Origin of the sequence: Vibrio gelatinilyticus, assembly GCF_022836845.1 — a bacterium.
GTDB classification, from domain to species: domain Bacteria; phylum Pseudomonadota; class Gammaproteobacteria; order Enterobacterales; family Vibrionaceae; genus Vibrio; species Vibrio gelatinilyticus.
Map to the genome: position 1 here is coordinate 116,931 of NZ_JAJNNZ010000006.1, position 16,193 is coordinate 133,123.

The 16,193-nt window shown below is 39.1% G+C and carries 12 protein-coding genes; 5 read left to right on the forward strand and 7 right to left on the reverse strand.

The window, feature by feature from the left end; translation table 11 throughout:
• Window positions 1–15: 15 nt before the first annotated feature.
• Window positions 16–1,026, forward strand: a complete 1,011-nt coding sequence (locus LNL84_RS09790) for a tetratricopeptide repeat protein (RefSeq protein WP_244357056.1) — start codon at window positions 16–18, stop codon at window positions 1,024–1,026.
• Window positions 1,027–1,075: 49 nt separating this feature from the next.
• Here LNL84_RS09790 and LNL84_RS09795 read toward each other — a convergent pair whose 3' ends face one another.
• The gene (locus LNL84_RS09795) at window positions 1,076–1,888 is read right to left on the reverse strand and encodes a phosphate ABC transporter substrate-binding protein (protein WP_244357057.1); all 813 of its coding nucleotides are present in this window, start codon (window positions 1,886–1,888) and stop codon (window positions 1,076–1,078) included.
• Between the two features lie 185 nt (window positions 1,889–2,073).
• Between LNL84_RS09795 and LNL84_RS09800 the strand changes: the two genes are divergently transcribed.
• Complete coding sequence (locus LNL84_RS09800; protein ID WP_244357058.1) at window positions 2,074–2,415, forward strand: DUF3024 domain-containing protein; 342 nt, start codon at window positions 2,074–2,076, stop codon at window positions 2,413–2,415.
• A gap of 63 nt (window positions 2,416–2,478) precedes the next feature.
• Here LNL84_RS09800 and rnb read toward each other — a convergent pair whose 3' ends face one another.
• Entirely contained in the window at window positions 2,479–4,479 is a 2,001-nt protein-coding gene (rnb, locus tag LNL84_RS09805; RefSeq protein WP_244357059.1) for an exoribonuclease II, read from the reverse strand.
• A gap of 378 nt (window positions 4,480–4,857) precedes the next feature.
• Between rnb and LNL84_RS09810 the strand changes: the two genes are divergently transcribed.
• Both LNL84_RS09810 and LNL84_RS09815 read left to right on the forward strand, forming a co-directional pair.
• Window positions 4,858–6,774, forward strand: coding sequence for a DEAD/DEAH box helicase (locus LNL84_RS09810; RefSeq protein ID WP_244357060.1), 1,917 nt, complete (start codon window positions 4,858–4,860; stop codon window positions 6,772–6,774).
• 275 nt (window positions 6,775–7,049) lie between these two features.
• Window positions 7,050–8,243, forward strand: coding sequence for an acetate/propionate family kinase (locus tag LNL84_RS09815; RefSeq protein WP_244357061.1), 1,194 nt, complete (start codon window positions 7,050–7,052; stop codon window positions 8,241–8,243).
• 280 nt (window positions 8,244–8,523) lie between these two features.
• On the opposite strand, the gene LNL84_RS09820 is transcribed toward LNL84_RS09815, so the two are convergent.
• The gene (locus LNL84_RS09820; protein ID WP_244357062.1) at window positions 8,524–8,739 is read right to left on the reverse strand and encodes an acetyltransferase; all 216 of its coding nucleotides are present in this window, start codon (window positions 8,737–8,739) and stop codon (window positions 8,524–8,526) included.
• Window positions 8,740–8,907: 168 nt separating this feature from the next.
• Between LNL84_RS09820 and LNL84_RS09825 the strand changes: the two genes are divergently transcribed.
• Complete coding sequence (locus tag LNL84_RS09825; protein ID WP_244357063.1) at window positions 8,908–9,957, forward strand: cysteine synthase A; 1,050 nt, start codon at window positions 8,908–8,910, stop codon at window positions 9,955–9,957.
• 423 nt (window positions 9,958–10,380) lie between these two features.
• Here LNL84_RS09825 and LNL84_RS09830 read toward each other — a convergent pair whose 3' ends face one another.
• From LNL84_RS09830 to LNL84_RS09845, 4 genes are read right to left on the reverse strand one after another with little or no spacing between them, the layout of a single operon-like run.
• Window positions 10,381–11,694, reverse strand: coding sequence for an O-antigen ligase family protein (locus tag LNL84_RS09830; RefSeq protein ID WP_244357064.1), 1,314 nt, complete (start codon window positions 11,692–11,694; stop codon window positions 10,381–10,383).
• Window positions 11,695–11,732: 38 nt separating this feature from the next.
• On the reverse strand, window positions 11,733–13,388 hold the full coding sequence (locus tag LNL84_RS09835) for an LTA synthase family protein (protein ID WP_244357065.1): 1,656 nt from the start codon (window positions 13,386–13,388) through the stop codon (window positions 11,733–11,735).
• Window positions 13,389–13,401: 13 nt separating this feature from the next.
• Window positions 13,402–14,334: a glycosyltransferase family 2 protein gene (locus LNL84_RS09840; RefSeq protein WP_244357066.1), complete on the reverse strand. Its 933-nt coding sequence runs from the start codon at window positions 14,332–14,334 to the stop codon at window positions 13,402–13,404.
• Between the two features lie 9 nt (window positions 14,335–14,343).
• A complete protein-coding gene (locus tag LNL84_RS09845) occupies window positions 14,344–16,074 on the reverse strand; it encodes a hypothetical protein (protein ID WP_244357067.1) in 1,731 nt (576 codons plus the stop codon).
• Between the last annotated feature and the right edge of the window lie 119 nt (window positions 16,075–16,193).

A 16,193-nucleotide genomic window follows, 5' to 3' on the forward strand; every position in this document is an offset into this window, starting at 1 on the left:
ATAAGGATTGTTACTATGAAAGGACTTCAATCTATAATTGTATGTTTGCTTTGTATTTCATTACAAGCTTGTGCAACAAAAGAAGAACAACCCCAATATGATACATCTTTATACCAAGGGCGTCCGATAGACACGTTGACGCAAGATCCACCACCCAAAACTGAAGTGGAAGCGATAAAGCGTGGTGACGCTGCGCTAAACAGTCAGAACATCGATTTGGCGCTCTATGAATATATACGCTCTTTATCATTCGAGCCATCGGAGTATAAAGATCAAACCTTGTATACTATCGGACGCATACACTTATCTCGTGGTAATAATGAGCTTGCTGAACAAGCGTTTTTGATGTCGGTTGAAACTAATCCAAATAACGTATTAGCCTTGCAACAGTTAGGCGCTTTGTATACAGCAACAGGGAGGGTTGATGAAGGAGAAACCTATTTTTTACGTTCTGTAAATGCTGATCAAATTCGAATGAACAATAAAGCCACCATTGAATTTAACACCATTTCAGTAGACAAGGTGAGAGAGCTAGTCGTTGATAAAGAGTCACCAGCGATAGCGTATCTTGGTTTGGGTGTATTGTCTGACGTTAAAAATGAATACGAATTAGCGAGATCATTCTATGACAAGGCTTACTCTATCAAGCCCAATTCCGTTAAGCTACTCATTAATCAAGGGTACTCATTCTATATGTCAGGTGATTACACCAAAGCAGAAATGTTTACTCAAAAAGCGTTGAAACAAGCGCCAAACAATGAAAAAGCTCAGAATAACATGGCGTTGATTTACCTGGCGAAAGGGCAAGAGAACAAAGCGTTAAATATGTTTACACGCCACATGGAAAACTATGAAGCATTAAACAATGTCGGTTACTTTTTGTTACTTCAAGGTAAGCCTGAAAACGCGGTACCGTACTTCCAACAAGCAATAGATAAGAAAGCGTCCTATTACAAACTAGCCAACGATAATTTGGAGAGGGCGCTGAGTGAAATTAGGATGAAAGAGATTGCTGTGACTCAGTAATAGGGAAAGGGGCACGCATTAGAGCTAGCCCCTTTTAGTTTGATATTACCTATTTGATGGCAGTATAACCGTACTCATTGATAAGGCGTTGGCCCTGGGATGAGGTAACAAAGCGGATAAAGTCATCGGCTGCATCTTCGATATCATCGTTCTTGTGTAATAACAAAAACGGACGGGCTAGTTTGTAACTGCCAGCGGCGATGTTCTTTGACGTTGGCTCTACGCCCTCTAATGTCAGCGGCTTAATAGATTGGTCAATAGAACCTGTTGATACAAATCCAATTGCGTGCGAGTTGTGATTAACGATAGTTTTCACCATGCTGTTGCTGTTCACAACGAGATTTGTCGGGTTTATATCTGATACTAAACGTTCATTGACGATTTTGGTTAACCCCAAGAGACTTTCAAAACTGTAGCGAGTGCCAGAAGATGCCTCACGAGTGACTACAGCGATTTTTTGATCGTTACCACCGACTTCTTTCCAATTGGTAATCTTTCCTTTGTAGATATCATAGATCTGGTCGCGAGTGAGGTTAACGACCGGGTTAGCACGGTTTACGACGATGGCTAATCCATCAAAGGCAATAGGAAAGACGTCAAGGTCTTGATCGGATTCTCGTTCAGTTAGGTAACGACTGCTCATACCAATATCGGCGACGCCCTTTTTAACCATTGTGATTCCAGCAGTCGAGCCTATTCCCTGTACTGCGATGTAACTTTCGCTGTGAGTCTGATTATATTTTTCCGCTAAAACATCCATTAGTCTAGCGACAGAAGTCGAGCCAGAAATATTGACTTCTTTTGCTAGGGGTGAGTTGACTGCAAGTAGCGATAGTAGGGCTGCGAAGGCGATTCGTAGCATAGTTTACTCCATCAATCTAAAATTCTTGCGATATGATATTGCGCTTATGTGACAATTTCGTGAATGGTGCTCTCATAGACATATTCAAACTGTTAGTTGGCATCCATTGTCAAACTAATTGGCTAACATTAGAAGGGTAATGCGTATATAGTAATTACTAGGAAAAAGAAATGTGGGGGAGGGATATGTCATTAATTGAAATGACTCAACGCCGACTCGAGCGCTGTGCTGAGCTTTTGTGTGCCAATAGAAACAAGAGTATGCCAGTAGAGTTAGGTAAGTCTCTATATGAATTAGATGAAAATACAGTCGTGTTTTCTAAAGCTCATTACCTACTAGATTCAGTGTCAAGTAGCTATACGAGTTCGGTTGCAAAAGTCGAGCTGGATTTAGACACTAACATGTGGATGTTGTTTGTTCCTAATGAGGAAGATAGGTGGATCCCATACCCGTTTTTGGCTCGAAGTGCGGATTTAACGGCGATAATGCGTGAGATAGAAAAGGACCCAAAGTCCTATTTTTGGTAAGATAGTCTAACTTAACGTATTGAAAAACAAGGCCCTTTAAGGGCCTTGTTTTTATCTGTCAAACTATTCAGATTCTTCTGTTTCGGTTGGCGCTGAACTTGAAAACACTTTCACTGGTTTGGCAACTAAGCTGCGGTTTTCCATGTTCACTTCATGTAGGGTAACTTCGAATTGATCGCCCAACTTATAGGCGACGTCCTTATCTATAAGGATCTTACCTTCTTCGTTATTGGTTTCTAAACGTTTTTTGTCATTCAAAATCAAAGAATTTGGAATGAATACCGTTGCGCCATTTTCCATTAAACGCGCACGAATGCCAGCCCTGTTAATATCAAAGATCTCGGCCGTGAAAACAGTTTGAGCTTCAGGTGCACCGGATAGAGTACGAGCGTAAAGCCAATCGCCTACGGTACGTTCGGCAATTTTATGGTGGCGTCTGTGTATAGCAAGTTCCTCTCCGAGCTTGTCATCAGGAATTTGTGTTGGCTCTTGATTAAGAATGTGAGCTTTTAGCAGACGATGATTAACCATATCGCCATACTTTCGGATTGGTGAGGTCCATGTTGCATACACATCTAAACCCATCGCGTAATGTGGTTTAGGCTCGTTGCCAACTTCGCTGTAAGCTTGCAGTTTGCGAATTCGATTATCAATATACGTCGATTCTTGGGCGGCTAACTCTCTACGAAGTGCGGCAAAGCCTTCTAGTGTAGAGAGGGACTCTACTGTATGAATTGGATCAGAATTTTCAGGATTTACAAGTGCAATAACATCTTTGATTTTTTCTGCTTTGAAGCCTGAATGTGTATTAAAAACACCAGTTTCGAATGATTTGCTTAATACGCGTCCAGCACAAATATTAGCCGTAATCATCGCCTCTTCAACCAGTTTGTTCGATGTTCTTCTCATCTCGGAGTGAATAGCAACAACGTCATTATCTTCGCTGAGCTCAAATCGATAATCAGGTCTGTCAGGGAAAACGACAGCGTTGGCTTCACGCCACGAAGAACGAGCTAGCGAAAAGTCATAAAGATCACGGACGACCGAAGCAGTTAAATCACAAGGTTGCCAGTTTTCGCTCTTTCCAGCTTCTAGCCAGTCAGATACGTGGTCATAAACAAGGCGAGCGTGAGATTTAATATCTGCAGCGAAAAACTCGATATCGTTGTCAATAACACCGTCTTTCTTTACAGTTACTTCACAACATAAAGCTGGACGCACTTCGTTATCGATAAGTGAGCATAAGTTATCGGCAAGGTCACGTGGCAACATAGGGATGTTACGGCCAGGAAGGTAAATCGTGTAGCCACGCTCTCTAGCGACTTTATCCATTTCATCGTCTGGAGTAATGTAAGCGGTAGGATCTGCAATAGCGATCGTGATTTTGTAGTCGCCATTGTCGAGCTTTTGAGCATGGAGTGCATCGTCCATGTCTTTTGTAGACTCACCATCGATAGTGACAAAAGGTAAATGGGTGACGTCTTTTCTTTGCAGTTCACTAGGGTCTTTGCGTTCCCAATTATCTATGCCGGCAGGCTCTGTGTTTGGCAAATCATTTTGTGCTAATGTTACCCACCATGGAGCAATCTTGTCATCTGCTGTTGTTATTTTTTCACTGATTTCTACGAAAAAGCCATTGTCATCTTTTAATGGATGGCGAATGACATGAGCGACAACCCAGTCTCCTTCTTTAAATTCGTCTTGTTTAAGTCCTTTTCTTGTTTTTGCTTTTAGTGATAAGCCTTTTAACTGGGGATGATCTGGGACGACGTTAAGTCTTCCTTTAAATAGTTTAATACGGCCGATAAACCGAGTTAGCCCTTGTTCCAAAAGTTCCTGCGGCTCGGCAACTTCTCGCTCTTTCTCCGTACGAATGATCGCAACGACCTTGTCGCCGTGCATGCATTTTTTCATGTAAGGAGGTGGAATGAAAAAACTCGTCTTAGCATCAACCTCTAAAAAGCCAAAACCTTTTTCAGTGGCTTTGATTGTACCTTCTTTTTTCGGTAGGTTTTCTTGGATTTGTTGCTTGAGTTGTGCGAGTAGCGCGTTATCTTGGAACATGTATAAAATTCTAATCGATGAAAGTGACGACACTATACCTCAATGAATAGTTGCCTGCCTAGATGAAAAATTCAAAGAGATCATTGACCCTTAACGCTATAGATTTAACCGTTATGCGTAAATATTGATGATACTGTGACCGAAAAAAGGGAAATTTGGAAAAAATTGTGATGTATTTCAATTTTTTCTGGCTTTTTTTATGCTTTTAGGGAATAATCCGCCTCCTTGTTTACGTCCCTAGCGGCTTGATGCGATTTGCTACTTATCCGCATCTGAATGGAATCAGCTCTTTAAGGGTTGCTTTAAAGCAATCTGGATCAGTTTGGAATTGGTAGAGCTCATGGGACCTTATGTTAATTATTGATAAATGGGATCCCAATGCAAGATTCTTCAATCCAGTTTAGCGATTTATCGCTGAACGACTCAATCCTTTCTGCTCTTGACGGAATGGGTTTCGTATCACCAACTCCTATCCAGGCTGCAGCTATTCCACACCTATTAGAGGGTAAAGATGCGCTAGGTAAAGCTCAAACAGGTACTGGTAAAACAGCAGCTTTCTCTCTTCCTCTACTTAACAAGGTAAATCTTGATCAGCGTAAACCACAAGCTGTGGTTCTTGCGCCTACTCGTGAGCTTGCTATTCAGGTAGCTGCAGAAGTAAAAAACCTGGGTAAAAATATCAACGGGTTAAAAGTGCTAGAGATCTACGGTGGTGCGTCTATCGTTGATCAAATGCGAGCGCTTAAAAATGGTGCTCACATTGTTGTTGGCACACCTGGCCGTGTTCAAGATCTTATCAACCGTGACCGTTTGCACCTAGACGAAGTGCACACTTTTGTCCTTGATGAAGCTGATGAAATGCTAAACATGGGCTTTGTTGACGATGTCACAGAGATCATGGAGCATGCTCCTGAATCAGCCCAGCGCGTGTTGTTCTCGGCAACTATGCCTCCAATGCTTAAGAAGATTGTTGATCGCTTCTTGCGTGAGCCTGAGTATATCGACGTCGCTGGTAAAAACCACACCGTAGACAAAGTAGAACAGCAGTACTGGGTTGTTAAAGGTGTTGAAAAAGACGAAGCAATGTCTCGTCTACTTGAAACTGAAGAAACAGATGCATCTATCGTATTCGTTCGTACTCGCCAAGATACAGAGCGTCTAGCGGATTGGCTATCTGCTCGTGGTTTTAAAGCGGCAGCGTTACATGGCGATATTCCTCAGTCTTTGCGTGAACGTACAGTCGATCACATCAAACAAGGTGTTATCGATATCCTAGTTGCGACTGATGTCGTAGCCCGCGGTCTTGATGTTCCACGTATTACGCATGTATTTAACTATGACATCCCATTCGATGTTGAATCATACATCCACCGTATCGGTCGTACCGGTCGTGCTGGACGTAAAGGTAAAGCGATTCTTCTTGTACGTACAAACCAAATTCGGATGCTTCGCACTATCGAGCGTGTTACTAAATCATCAATGGAAGAAATCCAACTTCCACTTCGTGACAAAGTTGCAGAGGCTCGTCTAGTAAAACTAGGTGAAGAACTCGCACAAGAAAAAGAGAACAAGTCTTTAGACAAATTTACTGACCTTGTGGAGAAACTTCAAGAAGGATTAGAACTAGATGCGGCAACACTCGCAGCAATCCTTCTTAAGCGCCAGCAAGGCAAGCGCCCGCTATTCTACGTAGGCGATGATCCAATGATCGCTGCGATAGAACGCGACAAGCAACGCCGTAAAGAGCGCCGAGAAGGTGGTCGTGATGGTGGTCGTGATGGTGGACGTGAAGGCCGTCGTAGCTTCAATACTGCAGATTGGGATACGTACCAACTGCAAGTAGGCCGTGAGCAAGGTGTGCAGGTTAAAGATATCGTTGGTGCACTAGCAAACGAGCTTGGTCTAACTAAAGGCGCTATCGGTGCAATTAAGCTTGACCGTGAATCAACTTACGTTCAATTACCGAAGCAAATGACGTCAGATGTTGCTGGCAAGCTTCGTAAACTGCGTATTCGTCAAAAAGAAGCGGGTGCTGTTGTCGTAGATTTTACTGATTTCCGTGAGCCTCGTGGTCGCCGTGATGGCAACCGTGATGGCAACCGTGGTGGTCATCGTGGCAACCGTGAAGGCGGCGGCTATCGTGGTAATCGTGAAGGCAATCGTGAAGGCAGTCGTGAAGGTAGCCGTGGCCGTGGTGATGGTGAGCGTCGTTTTGACCGCAACCGTGGTGGTGATCATCGTGGCAGTCATCGTGGCGAGCGCAGTTTTTCACGCAACCGTCGTGACGAAGCATAATTTAGTTTTTATTAAAAAATAGTTGAAAGCCGGGCTCTAGCCCGGCTTTTTTGTATGCATCAATATGAAATTGGTGTGAATGAACCCTATAATCAAGGTGTGCATACGATTTAATTCAGGTCGTGAATTAAATATGGTCTTGATCATAATCAATAAATATCATTTTGATACAATGGTATGTATAAAAGAAAGTTGAAAGATTAAAAAAATATTGAATAATATAAACAAATATAGAAAGTTGTCTTCCATCAATGCTCAATACAGGATATCCCCCCATGTCTAAATCGTTTGTTCTCGTGATTAACTCTGGTAGTTCTTCGCTGAAGTTTGCTGTGATTGACTCAAAAAATGGTGAAGCAGTATTATCTGGTCTAGGTGAGTGTTTTGGTCTTCCTGAGTCTCGAATGAGCTGGAAAATTAACGGTGAAAAAACGGAAATTTCAATAGAAGGCGATGACAGCCACCACAGAATTGCCATTAGCAAGCTCGTAGGTTTGACTGAAGAGTTAGGTTTACAAGAGAACATCGTAGCTGTCGGTCACCGTATCGTTCACGGTGGGGAGAAATTCACTAAAACCGTCCGCATTAATGAAGAAGTTACGGCGGAAATTGAAAAGCTTGCGGATCTTGCTCCTTTGCATAACCCTGCTGGTGCTATCGGTATCAGAGCTGCGATGGAAGCCTTTCCTTCCCTTCCTCAATTTGCAGTATTCGACACCGCATTCCATCAGTCAATGCCAAAGCGTGCTTACACGGGAGCTATCGCCAATGAGCTATACACCGACTACGGTATCCGCCGCTACGGCTTCCACGGCACGAGCCACTATTTCGTGAGTCGTGAAGCTGCGAAGATGATCAATAAGCCTATTGAAGAGTCTAGCTTCATATCTGTACATCTTGGTAACGGTGCCTCGGTATGTGCTATCAACAACGGTGAGTCAGTCGATACCTCTATGGGTTTCACACCGCTATCTGGCCTTATGATGGGCACACGCTGTGGTGACCTAGACCCAGGTATTATCGAGTACTTACTGAAGAAAGGTTGGTCACAAGATAAAGTCTTTAATGCACTTAACAAAGAATCGGGCTTTCTAGGCGTTTCTGGTATAACAAGCGACGCACGTGGAATCTTGGAAGCAATGGAACAAGGTCACGAAGGCGCGACACTTGCGTTCCAAGTTTTCACTTATCGAGTCTCCAAATACATCGCGTCTTATTTAGCTGCATTAGATTCATTTGACGGTATCATCTTTACTGGTGGCATCGGTGAGAACTCAATGCCAATACGTCGTGAGATTCTTAGCAACCTAAAACTCCTTGGCTTCGAAGAAGATGTTAAGGGCAATGAAGATGCACGCTTTGGTAACGCGGGTGTTATCGCCAAATCTAAAATGCTAAACGCATTGGCGTTGGTAATCCCAACCAATGAAGAATATGTCATTGCGCAACAGTCGGTTGAGCTACTATAAGAATTCTTTCAACAAGAGCTTGAAAAGCGAGCTTAGCGCTCGCTTTTTCGTCGTCATCTAGAATTTAGCTCGTGCCATAAGAAGAAGATGCGAGTATCGAAAATTACAGGTGTCGATCTTTGTAAAAGAAGTTCTTCAAAAGCAAGGACCTACTAACAGTGCCATTGCGGTATATCCATAATATTCAGTAGAGAAAAAAGCCACAAACCGTTGAGATTAGTGGCTTTCGAGGCATTGTTAGATATACGCAACTCTATAAAGACACAGAAACACCTCTAAGTTACTTGGTTTTAGAGCGATAATTTGGATCTGTCCAGCAGCGGGGTAATTCTTCACCCGACATAAAAACTAATTCGGACTTTTTGAACGTCTGAGGGTCTTGCTGCTCTTCACCTGCCTGAAGCCGACCTTCGACAGTATCCCGAAACAAATTGGTTAATTTCGTCATTTCAACAACGTCCACCAGGTCGCCGCTCTTTCTCTCTTTTAAAAACATTTTCTTTTCCCTCAAGCGAATCGATCATGTTTAATTATAATTGTTATTTAGAAAATGAGAGTATTTTCAATTTTCACATTCCTTGACTACGCAAACCTCAGAGCTACTCTTATGAAGATCGCCTATCCGATCGACAAACCAATTAACTAGCAAATAAGTGGAGTCGCTATGTCAATAGACCGCATTGCAAACAATGTCAGTGAACTCATCGGCGATACTGACCTGGTCAGAATTAATTGTCTTTCAGATATCTCGGGCTGTGACATTCTTCTTAAGTGCGAACATCAGAACCCAGGTGGTTCGATAAAAGACAGAGCTGCACTTCAACTTGTGACGGATGCGACAGTGGCTGGCAAACTAAAACCGGGAATGACAATAGTCGAAGGAACTGCAGGAAATACAGGGATTGGTCTGGCACTTGTGGCTAAGTCCTTTGGATATAAAATGTTGGTGGTGATGCCTAAGGGACAGGCAATAGAGAAAGAGCGCATGATATCGCTTTACGATGCTGAACTGTTATTAGTAGACCCTTGTCCTTTTGCAAATCCTAAGCACTTCTACCACACTGCAAAGCGGATTGGTGTTGAGCAAGATAACTACTGGTGGGCTGACCAATTTGAAAATCTGAGTAACTATCGAGCGCATTATTTACATACCGGACCAGAGATCTGGCAGCAAACTCAAGGTAATATCGATGCCTTGGTATCAGTGGTTGGGACTGGAGGAACCATTGCCGGAAACTCGCATTACTTATCGGAGCAACAACCAAATTTAGAAACTTGGTTAGTAGACCCGAACGGTTCAGGTATTTATTCTTTTCTGAAAAATGGACACTATGAATCAATGGGATCTTCGTTTACGGAAGGGATAGGGATTATGCGAACCGTTGAAAATTTCAGGCAGGCAAAAATAAACCACGCTATAACTCTACCCGATCAGGATTTGGTCACGATATCCCGACTTGTTGCGGAACATGACGGTATTTTATTGGGAAGCAGTTCATCGTTGAACGTGGCCGGTGCGTTATACGTTGCCGCTAGAATGGGTAAAGGAAACACAATTGTCACATTCAGTTGTGACCTTGCCGAGCGTTCCTATTCAAAGCTATACAATGAGGAGTTTATTAAGGAAAAGGGGATAGAGCTCAATAAAGAGAATCTCGTTGAAATGTGGGCACGTTACCTGGCAGATGATGGCAACATGGTGGTCACTGTATAGTGGTGTTGCAGACAATGTTCTTTTGAGACTATTACCTTTATAAACTTCAGTAATACGATTTAAAAGTCGGGGCTATCTTAGGCGATTATGTTGCGCCCTGATAAGATGGGGTTCTGTATTGACGCTCTATGATTGTAAATTGGAGTGCTTCTAGCAAGCGAAATTGCTGTTCTCATTCTGATAGACCATCTATCGCTTCCGACATTATTGCATCTTGAACGAGTGACCGACTACTTAATTGGCCGCTTCTACTCTCACCAAACTAATTCCTTTACGCTATGATTAAACGATGTACTCGTAAGTAACATAAATGACTAGTTGTCAAAAGGGTAACATAAAGAAAGGATAGGGGGTAATCAGTACTTATTGGAGCATCTGGTCTATTAATTATACGGACGTAAAAACACGAGAAACATGTGAGGCTCAAATGTCAATTAACGGTCTATTTAGGGATTTATATCGCTCAACAATTATAATTGAATAGGAAATCACTAAAAAGTAAATTGGTTGAGCATGGTAGAACGTACCGTCAACAAGACTGTGTATAGTAAGGCTAATAATAACTAATAAAGCCAAGATAGAGTTTTCATTATGGGTATTTAATATTGACGCAATACCTGACGTAGTGTATTGGATATATAAAAACAAGATAATGGAACTTGAAATTAACCCATATGACATTAATATTTGTAGGATGCTGTTATGGGGTTGTAATCCGAAGATATGATCGGGATGATAACTATAACCTTCAGGGCCATGACCGAACAATGGTTTTTCTATTATCGCGTTGTATGTCTGCAACCAAATCTCTGCACGCACAGATTTATCCAAGTTGAATTTGTTCTCAATATTATTTTCTTGAAGGTGAAGTATGAATCTTCCTGGACCATTCCACTCGAAAATACTAAAGTAGTATGCAATGAAAGATGCTATGAATGATAAGGTTATAAGTTGAGTTAAATTATGAGGTCTAAATTTTTTAATGTTGATTAAATAAATGCAAAAAATAAACAGTGTAGCAAAAATAGAAATCAAAGCAGCTCTACCACCTAGCCAGATAGTAAGAGATAAATTAATTGTGAAAATGGAGGAATATACAATTACGAAGGCTTTAGATATATTATATCTCATCATCAAATAGTATAAGCATATACTTGTCCCTATTGTACATATATAACCAAGGTACCTACGATTACTACCAAAAGGTACGCCACCAGTTAATGAATATTGTAGAAGACTTTTGGGGTAGTCGAAAATACCTACTAGAAAGACTAATAATCCTAGAATGGAAATTACTAACGGTGTGATTTTAAGTGCAATGGAAAGTTCTATATTGTATTTTATTGATATTTCTATTAATGAGTACAGATACAAGCAAGAAATCAAGAGTAATATAATACTAATATATGCCATTTTACTTGGTTCAGAACTTCCAAGTAAGTCAATGTTTAAGGAAAGTGATATGAAAATGCACAGCATTATTATAATAATAAAATTTTTCTTAGGATATAATCCTTTTCTAATTGGTAGATTATTACTTTTTACATTTAGTAGTGTGTAAAGCACTAAAATAGTAAATAATAACTCAAAAATAGCGATTTTAAAAGCAGTAATGAAAGGACCTATGCCACCACAAAATAATACCAATATAGTTCCTAGGATCAGAAATCTACTAAAAAACTCTCTATTCTCATTGTAACAACTTGGTAGTGCAAAAAAAATTCGTTTTAGTTTCATAATCAACCGTGTAGTGTTATGTGAAAATAAAATTGTATTTAATTTTCATGAGTCAATCTCAGATAGTTTATGATGTCGATAGATACGTCTCTCTTTATTTGTTTTCCATTGACTAACCTTGTATTGTCTCCATCCAATATCGCATTGCTATTTTTCCCATTACATCTTGTGGTAATCCATGATCGATAATCACCTCTCCTAAATACTATGCATTGTGCTTCTGTCGCATTGTCAAAAGGATAAATACTTCCTTCAATATCGCCATTACACGATTTCCCCTGCATAGCGTTAGAAATACTTTTAATTAGATCAGATTGTTGAGAGTCTGTTTCTATGGTAGACCTTATTCCATCCCAAATAATAAAAGCAGGAATTTGACTTGCAGCCATATCACCATAAAGGTCCAATTCGTTTTCAGTAATAGGGGTTAACGCTCTATGATCGCTAACTACAATTATAAGGTTATTTTTTCTATCTATTGAGTCTATGAGCTCTCCGAGGTGCATATCAGTATACCTAAATGATGACTCTTCGGATTTGACTATTCCGTTTTTTCCCGGGGAATAGAAGGGTGGATGTGTACCTACATTTTCTACAATTACAAATTTATAATTAGTATTACTGTCAAAAATATTTTTAGCTTTTTCGAATAACTTCTGGTCATTGACGGAATTAAATAAATATTTCTTTTGGTTTTCTTCGAAGTTATCAGAACCTATAATTTTGTCAAAACCTAATTTTTTGAGCCATTCCTTTTTGTTTAAAAAATTCAAATTCCCAGATGTTATAAAGTGCTTTTCATATCCAAAACTGCTTAATGTTTCTAATATACTATTATCTACTGGCATGTTATTTACATTAATTGAGCCATTTGTACCTATGAAACCAGGCATTTCGATGAGTGGTTTTCCTGTAAGTAAGGAGTACAATCCTCCTTCGGTTGAGTAACTATTGGCGTGAAAGTTTTTAAGGGTTATGTTCTCGGAGGCCAGTTTATCTAACCTAGGAGTCCAATCGTTTAATCCTCCATAATGCTTGCTTTGATACTTTGACCAAGACTCAAGGACGAAAATGTATATGTTACTAGGTTTTATCGCTTCGATATTGTTGCATGAAATATTTGGTTTAAATGAAAATATTTTATGAAATTCGTCGCTATAGTTGACCATATAACTGTTGTCGAGGTTCACAACTAGAACATTTTGAAAGAACGACTCAACAACTGAATTACGTGGGTAAAAATAACTGGATATTGTTACCAAAAATACTACGGGTAAAGATGAAAATTGCATTCTTGAAATTATAATACTTTCTGACCTAACGAAAATAATAAACAAAGATAATGTAAGTATAGCTGACAACAATATATCGACCTGAGCTATTTCTCCAAGTTTAATAAACTCGCCATAAAATTTGACTAAGTCTGAGATATAAAGTCTTGTATTCACGAGTCTAGTTAGGATGAAATCGCAAAGGTAAATGACATATAAAAGGCAGGCCAACAAACTTTTAACTACTGTGATGCTTTGACTACGAACTTTGTAATCAACTAATAGAATCACTATTATAGCAATGTAATTTCCATCTGAAAGTAGGACTTTAAGTAATCCACTTTCAATTGAAAATCCAAATTCGTAGTGATATAGTAAACACTTATAAATAAAGGTGGTTACTACTATTAATAATGGAAACACTTCTCTACCACCTTTACAAATTTTCAATATTATTGGTTATTGACAAAAAGTTAATTTTTTTTGTTTCCAATCGAGACCTACTTATACTATCTAAAATAATACCAGTAAAAAAGCACATTACTGCTATTAGCCCTATGCCACTAGATAATATTGCAGTGGGAAACCTTTCGACTAGTCCTGTATCATAGAATTCAGATATAACTGGAACGCCAAGTGATAGACTTGTGCATGTTAGCATAAAGGAAATAGCACTAAAAAATAAAAATGGTTTAACATCTCTTAATAAAAATAGAATGAATCGTAATATTTTAAAGCCATCACTATATGTACTAAGTTTACTTTTTGTTTCGATAGGACGTGAACCGTAATTTGAAGGAACCTCGAGCGTTGATGCTCGTATTTGTTGTGCATGAACGGTTAACTCCGTCTCTATTTCAAATCCATTACTGACTATTGGTATGGATTTAACAAATCGACGTGTCATAAACCGATAACCAGAGAAAACATCCGTAAGTTCTGCATTAAAGAAGGTATTGATAAGCTTTGAAAAGATACGATTACCTAGTATATGTCCTGGGGGAAAAGAATGGTCTTGAAAGTTCCTGGTAGCTGTAATCATGTCTATCTTTTCTCTCAACATTTGCTCAACAAGAAAAGGCGCAATCGTCGCATCATATGTGTTGTCTCCATCAACAAGAATATAAACATCGGCTTCAACATCGAAAAACATTCTTTTGACTACATGCCCTTTACCTTGTCTTTTCTCCTTATAAACAAGAGCCCCCGAATTTCTAGCCTCAAGTATAGTATTGTCAGTAGAGTTGTTATCGTAAACATATATATCAGCGTCTGGTAACGTTCTCTTGAACTCAGATACAGTTTTCCCTATTGCCCCTTCTTCATTTAAGCAAGGTATTATAACCGCTACTCTATGTTCATTCTTCATTTATAATCCTTACAATGAATATATGGTTAAGTTATTATTACTCGTTATAACACTGATTCCATTTGGAGGTTTATTATTCAAAAGTAGGTTTATCAGACTATGATTTTTACTATTGTCTGACAAAATCTTTATATGAGGGTCTCTTTTATCTACAATGATATAATCAATTCTATTATCATGCAAAGCTCTCAGAGTGCTTTTTATATCATGTGATATGAAAGATTCAATGGATAACAAATTACCGTTTATATTTCTATGATAAGGAGCACTTATTATTGAATTATCTGAAAGAGCGAGCAATATTGCTCCTACTTCAACAGAGGTCATTATTTTCTTATTGATTATATTGCTAGTGTTAATGAGTTCTAAAGTCTCTATTTTATAGACAGTGCTTTTAACCTGATCTTCTAGCCTTGGTTCTGAAATCAACTTGTACACTAATATGGATGTAGCGAAAGGCAAAGACAAAGCTATGGGTAACATTCTGACAACAGGTGTTCTCATTCTATTAAAACCTAGATAAGCTATGTTTGCCATAAGTGGTAAAGCAAGAATGGAAGAAAATAGTATGGTTCTAATTTGCCAAAAATACACAAGTAATAATGAAAATATAAAAGATATATAGACTAGTTTTATATGTTGAACCTTTTTAATTATTATAGAGAAGATAGGTATAATAGTAGTAATCGAGATGAATACATTCATTAGGCTAATGTGATCTTCTTGAATAGACACATAGAATGGCCTCGCTTCCATGACTTTCTCTAACCAGTAGTCATTGAGAATCGCTGGGTAATTTCTGTATGGGCTACTTATTAAATCTGGTTGTACTAAATAAACTAATGTAAGAAACACTATGGACTGTATCACTAGGAATAATAACAACTTTATTTTTTTATTGGCATAAAGTATAAATCCACAAAAAAATATGAGTATGAATAGTGAAGAGCTTGCGGTGTCAAAATTTTGAGATGTAACTCCACTGAATCCCTCTAGAGTTAATAAGCCTATTATTCCTAATATAGAAGATGAAAAAGAGGTAACACAGATGAAATCATAAGATGCTTCATCATTCACATTCGATACTAGCAAGGTAATTAACACAATTACTATAAAAGGCAGCACTTCGAGTCCAATTAATAAGGATAAAGTGATTGCTATTGAGTTGAATACTAAGTGATTTCGGTTAAGTTTTTTTCCTTTGATAGGCAATGTTGCCAAAAAAACTGAAAAAATAACTATTTGTAATCCATGATGATCAATATTACCTGGTAAAAATTTAGCATAAGCTGCTACGAATGGCGTTATAAATATGGCTGTTAACGCTATATTTATATTGAAAAAGCGATATGTAAATATGCCAATAGATATTATGAACAGTAATGAATATATCGAAGGTATAATGAAAAGCGTGGCCAGTATGTTTTTGGGATCATCAAGAAATGTTCCCAATAATAGTATGGATGCAGCGATAGGAAGGTCGGGAATACGCGACCAATGCATGATCCTTCCATCTTGAGGGTTGAAGTCCTCTAGTGGTTTTTGATACCAACTTTTCGTCTCGAGGAACGTTTCAACTTGGTGCAACCTCATATAGTTATCGTTGTCACCAAGTTGCCAACTCATGATATTCGGATAACTATGGTTGACCGCGCCAATGGTAGCAACTATCCATACAAGTACAGCAAAAGCTATTAGCTTGCGGTAATCTTCAGCGTTCGTTTGGCTTGTCGTATCCATATGACGTCCATAAAATCCTTTATCTTCTTAGTGTAGACAAAAATTCCGACGGTAACTGACTAATAAGTGAGACAATTCACATTATTGATTCGATATGGTTCTAGCCAAAGAGGAATTAA